A 5,659-nucleotide genomic window follows, 5' to 3' on the forward strand; every position below is an offset into this window, starting at 1 on the left:
CAGCATAGAGAGGGGATTCGGCAAATATTTGGTAGTTTGGACTATATTGAGAAAAAATGATAAGTAAACAGTTGAAAAAGTTAGGATATTACGCACAGAAAGTGTAAGTTTTTAGATGTTATTTCTGTTTAGTAATATCCTAATTAAATATAAATTAAATAAATAGGAGGGAAAATTAATAAATAGTAGTAAATGTATTGTAGTACAAAATAAAGAAATTATGTAATTGCAATTAATATAGTAGGAAATAAAGTTGTTATGTTCACGTATACATATCGTCCTTTTCATTATAAATCTTTCATAAAGCGGAGAGTGGGTATCAAGAATGGAGTTACGTCATTTAGAGTATTTTATTCAAGTTTGTAATAATAATAGTTTTACTAAAGCTGCGGAAGTTCTAGGTATTTCACAGCCGACTTTAAGTCAACAAATACGTGTGTTAGAAGGTGAACTTGATACACCTTTGTTTCATCGAGTTGGAAGAGGTATCAAAATGACAGAAGCGGGTAAGCTGCTATTTGATAAAGGAAAATTTATCATGCAACAATTTGATGACGTTTATAATGAAATTTTTGAATTAAAGGGTGTAAAAAGAGGTGTGATTACTATAGGAGGTCTATTAGAGGACCTTACTTATTTAACACCTTATATTATGAAGTTTCAACAACATTATCCCAACATCGTAGTGAAAATTGTAGAATCCGAAGTTGCCGTAAATCAAATCGTTGACAAAAATATTGATTTTGGGATTACACGTAGTGCTCAAATTCCAGACACATTAACAAACACCCTTTTGTATAGTGAAGAGCTCGTCCTTGTCATTCCAAAAAATCATCCTTTGAATGAAAAATCATTTGTTTCTTTTCGAGAATTAGTAGGGCTGAGTAGAATAATGGTTTCATGTAGTTGTCGTGAATCTATTAAAATATATTGTGAGAGTTTAGGGTTATCTTTATCTGAAGCAAATATAGAAACAAAATCTTCTATTTCTCTATTGAGCCTTGTATACAATGGACATGGGGTTGCCATAATACCTCGTTCACTGGTTAACTTTGTTAATAATGATACTTTGAGCATAGTTCGTATTACTGATCCAACACCAAGTCAAGATATTAATCTTATTCACTTTGATGATAAATTTTTAAGTTTTGCTGCACGCATCTTTATGCAGAAGTTAAATGATTCGCAAAAAGTATCAGTGTAATAGAAATAATAATGATTCTAGTGTGAAATTTGAAAAAATCTATAAGTCTTAAGATAAAGCAAATATTAAAGTCAAAGGGCAGTGGCTTTATATGTGTGGTGTGATCGATTTTTGACTTTTACTTAAGGGAAAGGGGTAGGCTTTGCAAGGAGAGAAGGATGTAAAAAACAAATCAAGTTTAAGCTATCAACTCTTTTGTCCTATTAAATAGTAATAGATTCCAATAGAGATATACAATGCTATTTCGAATCTACATATCCTTATTGCAGAAAGAAAACCACCGGCATTATACCGGTGGTTTTGATTTAGAAAGCAAAGCAAGTACAACCAATACCCCATTTAGTTCCATCTTTTCCTATTACGGTATGAGTGTGTTGATGGAGAGGGTTACTGCAACTATGTAACTTGTTATCATGGGCATCGTGAGAAAGTATAGTGTTGGCTAGGTTAGTACCGCCATAACCATAAACTCCCGTCGGTGACCAGTCAGGTGATGCTGGCGGCAATTCAGGTGATAAATTTTTAAATTCATCATTTCCATACACAACCTGTCCGCCCATAATTGTGAGTAATGATTCAAGGTTTTTGATTTCTTCTTCTGGCACAGTAAAGTAGTCAGCAGACAATACAGCAAGATCAGCAAACTGACCTACTGCAAGGGTTCCTTTTTTACCTTCATCACCAGAGAACCACGCACTTCCTTTTGAATATAATTCCAGGGCTACTTTTCTATCCAGTTTATTTTTTTCATCGTATATCGAAAGTCCACCAATGGTTTTTCCGGCAACCATCCAATAAAGAGCGACCCAAGGGTTATAGCTGGAAACTCTAGTTGCATCACTACCGGCGCCAACAGGTATACCAAGGTCTAACATACGATAAATCGGAGGAGTACGCTTTGCAGCTTCCTTTCCGTATAAATCAACAAAGTATTCACCTTGAAAAGCCATGCGGTCTTGGATGGCAATACCGCCATTTAAAGCCTTAACACGTTCCATGCTACGATCTGAGATTGTTTCTGCATGATCAAACCACCATCGTAGACCATTAAAAGGAATTTCACTGTTAACTTCCTCGAATACATTTAAGAAACGTGTGATTGACTCATCATAAGTTGCATGTAAACGGAAGGGCCAACGGTTTTCCACCAATAGAGAAATTACTTTCTTTAAGTCAGCTTCCATCATCGTAGCTAGTTCAGGCCGTGGCATTTGAAATTTTTCAAAATCGGCTGCTGAGAATACTAACATCTCTCCGGCACCATTCATTTTATACTTATCAGTTCCTTGACCTGGAGAAACAATTTTTGCCCATGAAGCAAAGTCTTCATATTCATGATTTGGATTCTGCGTAAATAGATTATAAGCAATACGCAAAGTTAATTGTTCCTTCTCGGCTAAATGTTCAACAACTTTGTAATCATCAGGATAATTTTGGAATCCACCACCTGCGTCAATAGCACTTGTAATACCTAATCTATTTAATTCGCGCATAAAATGGCGAGTTGAATTAATCTGGTCGTCAAAATTAAGTGCTGGTGCTTTACCCAAACTTGAATAAAGAATAGAAGCGTTAGGATTCGCAATTAAAAGGCCCGTTGGATTACCTCGTTTATCCCGCTCAATTAAGCAGCCTGGAGGGTCTGGTGTATCTTTTGTATATCCCAGTGCATGCAGCCCAGCACGATTTACAAGTGCTCTATCGTAAAGATGTAGCACAAATACAGGAGTGTCTTCAGAAACGGCATTAATTTCTTCCAAAGTTGGCAACCGTCTCTCTTTAAATTGAAATTCAGACCAACCTCCAACTACCCTTACCCACTGAGGAGCAGGTGTACGCCTTGCCTGTTCTTTGAGCATTTCTAGAGCAATAAAAAGTGATGGCACGCCTTCCCAACGTAATTCCATATTATAATGCAGACCACCACGAATAACGTGTATATGAGAGTCATTCAGGCCTGGAATAGCTCTCTTTCTTTTAAGGTCTATTTTCTTTGTTTTTTCCGTGGCACTATTAAGAAGCTCATCTCCACCTACTGCAGTGACTAAACCATCAGTTATGGCGATAGCAGATACCTCAGGCTGAGAAGGGTCAAGGGTAGTAATTTTTCCGTTATATAAGATCATATCCGGTAAATTCATGTTCACACCTCGTCTACTTTCTATTATTTTGTAACCATGGATGAAATAATTTACCGAAAATCGGCATGACTACCCATGATAGCAAGGACACTATACATACTGAAACAAAAAAGGCCGACATAATAGGATTCATATGTTTTATAATAGGTCCTATCACTTTAGGAACTAACATGCTAAGAGGCCATACACCCAAAAGGGTAACGATAGACATTTTCCATTTTGGCGGTGGAACTGGCGTTTTCGGAGTAACAAACCAATAAGCCAAACTACTTTCAGTTTTGTAACTCGGATTAGTAACTTGAAATTGTTCTGCCGTTTTTAACAAATCCCGGCGAATGTCTGATTCTTGCCAAGCACGTAGATGCTCATACGTATCAAAGCGAAAAATAACAGTATACTCTCTCGATTCGTTATTTGGGACTATTAGATTTACACCTAAATGCCCTGGGAATTTAGTAGCGGCAGCTTCGATTTCATGTCTCCATGTTTCAAACTGTTTTTCTTTACCTTGTTGAATTTCCCATGTAACAATCGTTGTTACTGGATCAGCAGCATCCATCGTGTTCCCTGTATAAGTCTCTTCGACAGCTACTCCTTCTTGTTTCATATTTTCCTGCTTGGAAGCGCGCCGTGCACCATAGTATATGCGTATTCTACTCCTTGACCATAAGCGCCAGTGTGCTCCTTTACAATTTCCATTACAGCATCATAAGTGTCTTTGTGTGCCCAGTCACGTTGGTATTCAAGTAAAACTTGAATTGCTGTCACTGGAATTGCACCAGCTTGTTCTACACGACGCATAGCAGCGTTATGTGCTGTCAGACTAGTACCACCTGAAGCATCATCAACTGCATACACTTCATAGCCAGCTTTCATTGCTTCAAGCACAGGGAATGCAAGGCAAACTTCAGTCCAAAGTGCTGCAAATATTAATTTCTTTCTACCTGTTGCTTTAACTGCTTCAACAAATTTTGGATCTTCCCAAGAGTTCATTGAACTGCGTTCTATAATTTCATGGTTTGGGAATATATCAAGAATTTGTGGCCAAAAATAACCAGAAAAGCTGCGTGTCTCAACTGTAGTAAGAATAGTAGGTACGTTAAAAGTTTTTGCTGATTTAGCAAGTAGCATAACGTTATTAATCAATGTTTGTCTATCAATACTTGCAACTCCAAAAGTCATTTGAGGTTGAAAATCAATCAAAATTAATGCACTGTTCTCCGGATTTAACAATTCTAAATTACTCATAATAAAACGCTCCTTTTTTAATTGTTTAAAATTGTAATCGTAAAAATAAAATTTTTGCTATACCTTTTAAATTAAAAGAGAGTGCTGATTTAATCAGCACTAAATGTATACTATCCATTTTTTTGAAAGTGATTTAAAGCTATTTCTTTGAAATACATTTATCCCGCATTAACGGGCAGTAAGACCCCCACCTCAAAATTCAGCGGAAGCAAAGAAGTTAGGTGGGGGATCAACTGCCTGTAAAAGCCCGATTGGTTCAACTAATAATCAGTGGGGGATGATTAAAGTTTCACTTTATGCATTTTGTTTACTAAGATCTCGCTGAGCTCCCCTATAGCTTCCAATTATATTTTGATAGCCTGGAAGATTGCTAGCAAGCAAATTGCCAAAACCTTCGACATCGTTGCGCCAATCGCGTTGTAATTCGCAAGCTACGCTAAACCAGTTCATAAGTTGCACACCACTATGTGCCATACGAGTATTGGCAGCATCTGCAACTTGTTTACTGAAAGTTCCTGAAGCATCCGTAACAGCAAATACTTCATATCCAGCTTTTATAGCGGAAAGTGCCGGGAAAGCAACACAAACGTCCGTAACTACGCCTGCGATGATAAGTTGTTTTTTTCCAGTTTCTTCGATTACTTTTACAAAATCATCATTATCCCATGCGTTAATTTGTCCAGGTCGAGCTATTTTTGGTGCATGAGGAAAGAGATCAACCAATTCTTGCATTAAAGGTCCATTAGGCCCGTTTTCGAAACTTGTTGTTAAAATAACTGGTAAATCAAAAAACTTAGCAGTATGAGCAAGAGCTAAAACATTGTTCTTGAATTCATCAACACCATAGTCACGTACTAGTCCGGACATAAGACCAGTTTGATGATCTACTAAAAGCACGACAGCATCATCTTTGTTAATACGAGAATAGAGATCAGTCATTATGTATTCCTCCTAAAAATTAAGTAATCGAAGAAAGTTTAAATAGTCGAATACTATCATAAGTTTCTTCGTTTATAACTAAGCTGACCAATAATATTGGTTATAGCAGCATTCACAGAACATGAAG

The 5,659-nt window shown here is 36.9% G+C and carries 5 protein-coding genes; 1 reads left to right on the forward strand and 4 read right to left on the reverse strand.

Annotation, left to right across the window (positions count from 1 at the left end; translation table 11 throughout):
* Positions 1 to 325 precede the first annotated feature (325 nt).
* Entirely contained in the window at positions 326 to 1,204 is an 879-nt protein-coding gene (locus ABWK52_RS14040; protein ID WP_000423205.1) for a LysR family transcriptional regulator, read from the forward strand.
* A gap of 305 nt (positions 1,205 to 1,509) precedes the next feature.
* Here the strand turns inward: ABWK52_RS14040 and ABWK52_RS14045 are convergent, their stop codons facing one another.
* The 4 genes from ABWK52_RS14045 to ycaC all read right to left on the reverse strand — a co-directional run bounded on the left by ABWK52_RS14045 (position 1,510) and on the right by ycaC (position 5,532).
* Positions 1,510 to 3,345, reverse strand: a complete 1,836-nt coding sequence (locus ABWK52_RS14045; RefSeq protein WP_141537399.1) for an amidohydrolase — start codon at positions 3,343 to 3,345, stop codon at positions 1,510 to 1,512.
* 13 nt (positions 3,346 to 3,358) lie between these two features.
* Positions 3,359 to 3,952, reverse strand: a complete 594-nt coding sequence (locus tag ABWK52_RS14050; RefSeq protein WP_000806851.1) for an antibiotic biosynthesis monooxygenase — start codon at positions 3,950 to 3,952, stop codon at positions 3,359 to 3,361.
* Entirely contained in the window at positions 3,949 to 4,593 is a 645-nt protein-coding gene (locus ABWK52_RS14055; protein ID WP_000067163.1) for a hydrolase, read from the reverse strand. The genes ABWK52_RS14050 and ABWK52_RS14055 overlap by 4 nt, the downstream gene beginning before the upstream one ends.
* Positions 4,594 to 4,887: 294 nt before the next feature.
* Positions 4,888 to 5,532 carry an isochorismate family cysteine hydrolase YcaC gene (gene ycaC / locus ABWK52_RS14060; protein ID WP_000131216.1) on the reverse strand — a complete coding sequence of 215 codons (645 nt, stop codon included), beginning with the start codon at positions 5,530 to 5,532 and terminating at the stop codon, positions 4,888 to 4,890.
* Positions 5,533 to 5,659: the final 127 nt, after the last annotated feature.

Source organism: Bacillus sp. AP50, assembly GCF_040492675.1.
Classification (GTDB): domain Bacteria; phylum Bacillota; class Bacilli; order Bacillales; family Bacillaceae_G; genus Bacillus_A; species Bacillus_A cereus.

Bases quoted from the DNA above. Each gene is read 5' to 3' on its own strand.
- ABWK52_RS14040 (WP_000423205.1), top strand. From the start codon at position 326: ATGGAGTTACGTCATTTAGAGTATTTTATTCAAGTTTGTAATAATAAT.
- ABWK52_RS14045 (WP_141537399.1), bottom strand. From the start codon at position 3,345: ATGAATTTACCGGATATGATCTTATATAACGGAAAAATTACTACCCTT.
- ABWK52_RS14050 (WP_000806851.1), bottom strand. From the start codon at position 3,952: ATGAAACAAGAAGGAGTAGCTGTCGAAGAGACTTATACAGGGAACACG.
- ABWK52_RS14055 (WP_000067163.1), bottom strand. From the start codon at position 4,593: ATGAGTAATTTAGAATTGTTAAATCCGGAGAACAGTGCATTAATTTTG.
- ycaC (WP_000131216.1), bottom strand. From the start codon at position 5,532: ATGACTGATCTCTATTCTCGTATTAACAAAGATGATGCTGTCGTGCTT.